This is a genomic window from Nocardia amamiensis NBRC 102102 (assembly GCF_001612745.1).
In the GTDB taxonomy this organism is placed as follows: Bacteria; Actinomycetota; Actinomycetes; order Mycobacteriales; family Mycobacteriaceae; genus Nocardia; species Nocardia amamiensis.
This window is the reverse complement of record NZ_BDBA01000376.1, coordinates 1-2,965: the sequence shown is the minus strand read 5'-3', so window position 1 is coordinate 2,965 and position 2,965 is coordinate 1. Positions and strand designations below refer to the sequence as shown.

Below are 2,965 nucleotides of genomic sequence, written 5' to 3'. Positions count from 1 at the left end.
GTTTCCCGTGGGTTCACGCTGACTGACGGACTTTCAGCGGGAACCCACGGCATATCCGTGTGCGGCACGGGGAATCGCGGCGAGTTCCGGGGAAGTCTAGCGGTCGCCGACTGGGCTCAGTCGGCTGGCGGATGGTCGAGTTCGTCGCTGAGAAGGTGCTCGGCGACGGCCGCGTAGCGGGCGGCGGTGTTGTGGGAGATGCCGAAGACCAGTGTCAGGTGCAGCGGATCGGGGCCAGCGGTGAGGGCTTCGTGGAGGATGCGGTCGCGACGGATCCGGTCGACGGTGCAGCCGCTGGGCTGCATGCGCAGGCTCACGGACCTCTGGCTGATCGGTGCGGTGCCGTGGACGGTCTTCGGGCCGACCAGCATGTGCGGGTTCACGGTGGTCGGCCAGGTGGTGCGGCGGTGGTCGAGCCAGCGGCCGATGGCGCGGTGAGCGAGGTCGCCGAGGCGTTGACGGCGTCCGGCGAGGGTGATGCGCCGGTTGGCCAGGTCGACGTCGGTGAGTTTCAGGTTCCGGATGGCACCTGTGCGGGCGGCGTTCTCGGCGGCCAGGGCGACGATGACCCGCCAGGCGGGGTCGGTGGCGAGTTGCTCGACGGCGTGGATCTCCTCGTCGGTCATCGGCAGCAGGGCGAAGTCGGCGAGTCGGGTCTTGAGGCCGGTGGTCGGGTTGGCGAAGATCAGGCCGCGTGTCTTGGCGAACCGGAACAGTGATCGCAGGGCGCTGGTCGCGTTGGAGCGTTGCGAGCCGGTCAACGGTTTGAGCGCGGCGGTGATGTCGGCGCGGGTGACTTCCCGCAGGTGGTCGTAGCGGGTGGCCCATTGTTCGAGAAATGGCCGGGCGCAACCGAAGTAGACGTGGAGGGTGGAGGCCGAGCGGGGTCGGGAGCGAGCGTCTCCATCGAGCAATACCGTCAGCCAGTGCCGGGCCGGTTCGGCGAATCCTGGCGTGAGATTGGCTGTCACGCAATGAATCCAGGATCGGATCGAGGCCGTCGAATTGTCCTCGAGCAGCCCGAGATCGGTAAGGACTTCGATGAGGCGGGGGCGTGACACCCACCGGTGCGGGTGGGACCGGACCTCGCTCTGCGGCACCCGTTCACCGGTGGGCCGCCCGTCCAGAACGGCGAGCAGGCCGTCGAGAACACAGAGCGTGGTGGACCGGCTCCAGCCTCGGGCCTGGCCGAGCTGACGGGCGTGCTGGGCAGCGGCCCTCAACGCCGGGTCATCGGTGGTCAGCGCCGGATGCTGCCAGCCGGGCGGGACTGGTTCCCCGTTCTTGCGCCGCCAGTAGGAGGCGAGTGCGGAACAGCCTCTGCTGCAATAGATTTTGTCTCTGCGTCGCTTCTCCGGCAGCGGCTTGCCGCACCGCTGGCAGTTCATCGGGGCGGCAGCGACCTACCGGTCCGAGCGCGCGGAACGACTGGCAGGGCCTCGCCGACCGCGGCCGCTGTGTCCTCGGTCGCCGGTCCCGTCGCGCTGACGGTCTCCGGCTCGGGGATCAGCAGCTCTTCGACCCCGCAGCTCAGGACCGCGCAGATGACGTCCAGGTCGCGGAGTTTGATCACGTTCGGGTCACCCGACCACAGCCCGGACATCTTGCCGGCGCTGATGACCAGGCCGCGGGCGGCGAGCATGCGTTGCAGCTCGCTGGCCTTCCAGATGCCGCGGTTGGCCGCGGCCAGACGCAGGTTCCATTTCATTGGGCCAATCCTTTCCACCGGTCGGTGACCCGGCGTTGCCCGGTCACCCAGGCGTCTTCGACGTGAGTGGCGTGAACGTGGATATACCGGGCAGTTGTGGCCGTCCAGGAGTGACCACATAATTCCTGGATCGCGAACAGGTTCATCCCGGCCAGATAGAGCTGACTGGCGCAAAAATGCCGCAGGACATGCGGAGTCAGCTTGCCCGACCAGGCCGGTAGATGCCGGTCGGCGGCCTCGGCGAGGGACCGTCGGAATACGTCGGCGGTCGCTCGCATGGCGGTGCCGTCGGTGTTCTTGCGCTCGGACGGGAACAGCGGCATCCCGTGCCGGGACGGGTCGATGTCGAACAGCCCGAGAACGTCCTCGATGAACCAGCGCAAGCTGCGGTCAGCGCCGTTGATCAATGGCACCAGCCGTGGTTTCGGGCCCTTGCGGCGAGATCCCTTGCCGTGACGCACATTCAGCTTCCCGAACCGGCCCAGCTCCCACCGCACATCATCCAGATCCAGCATGCGGGCCTCGTTGATCCGCAGGCCCACGTCGGCGGCCAGCCGGGCGACGGCGTAGTTGCGGGCGGTCGGAGCGAACTTGCGGCAGGTCGCCATCTCCTCGCGCCACCCGGCGAACAGCTGCTCGATCTCCTCGGCGCTCGGCGGGATCCGCAACTGTGGATCGACCGAGGCCCGGGGCCGGTTGATCTCGTCCAGCGGGCATTCGACGACGCGGCCGGTGAGGTTGTGCAGTTCGACCTTGTGCCGCAACTCGAGAAAGTGGAAGAACACCGTCAGCGCGGCCGCGCGGCCGGTCCGGGTCGACGGTTTCGCGTCCCGCAGCACCTTCCCGAAATAGGCGTCGGCGTCGGCGGGCTGCATCTCCCACAGCGGACGCCCGAACCAATCACGAACCAGCTCGAGGTGATTGACGTCGTTGCGGATTGTGGAGTCCACCAGTCCGGCGGACGCACGGGCCAGCACGAACCCGGATAGCACGTCGGTCTCGAACGCAGTGATCTCGTCCTCGGTCGCTGGAGCCCGCAGCTCCCGCAGGTCGCGCACCGCCGCCAGACCCAACCCACGCCTCCTTGCCTTCACCCACAGTGAGGAACCATCGGCCCAATCGCATCCTCATCGGCCGAGGCGATAGCACTTCAGTGAGACATTCGATGCCGCACAGGCGCGGGATGGCCCAGGTCCAGGCCGGACTTGACATGGTGAGAGACGTCGGAGAGATCAGGAACTCGTCGACTGTTGATTA

The 2,965-nt window shown here is 67.5% G+C and carries 3 protein-coding genes; all 3 read right to left on the bottom strand.

All coding sequences use genetic code 11. The features are described 5' to 3' along the window. Positions 1-116 precede the first annotated feature (116 nt). From NA4_RS37805 to NA4_RS37795, 3 genes are read right to left on the bottom strand one after another with little or no spacing between them, the layout of a single operon-like run. Complete coding sequence (locus NA4_RS37805) at positions 117-1,388, bottom strand: site-specific integrase (RefSeq protein WP_245671793.1); 1,272 nt, start codon at positions 1,386-1,388, stop codon at positions 117-119. Next, a complete protein-coding gene (locus NA4_RS37800; protein WP_067480993.1) occupies positions 1,385-1,708 on the bottom strand; it encodes a helix-turn-helix domain-containing protein in 324 nt (107 codons plus the stop codon). The genes NA4_RS37805 and NA4_RS37800 overlap by 4 nt, the downstream gene beginning before the upstream one ends. Further along, entirely contained in the window at positions 1,705-2,781 is a 1,077-nt protein-coding gene (locus tag NA4_RS37795) for a tyrosine-type recombinase/integrase (protein ID WP_067480990.1), read from the bottom strand. The genes NA4_RS37800 and NA4_RS37795 overlap by 4 nt, the downstream gene beginning before the upstream one ends. Positions 2,782-2,965 lie beyond the last annotated feature (184 nt).

Bases quoted from the DNA above. Each gene is read 5' to 3' on its own strand.
- NA4_RS37805 (WP_245671793.1), bottom strand. From the start codon at position 1,388: ATGAACTGCCAGCGGTGCGGCAAGCCGCTGCCGGAGAAGCGACGCAGA.
- NA4_RS37800 (WP_067480993.1), bottom strand. From the start codon at position 1,708: ATGAAATGGAACCTGCGTCTGGCCGCGGCCAACCGCGGCATCTGGAAG.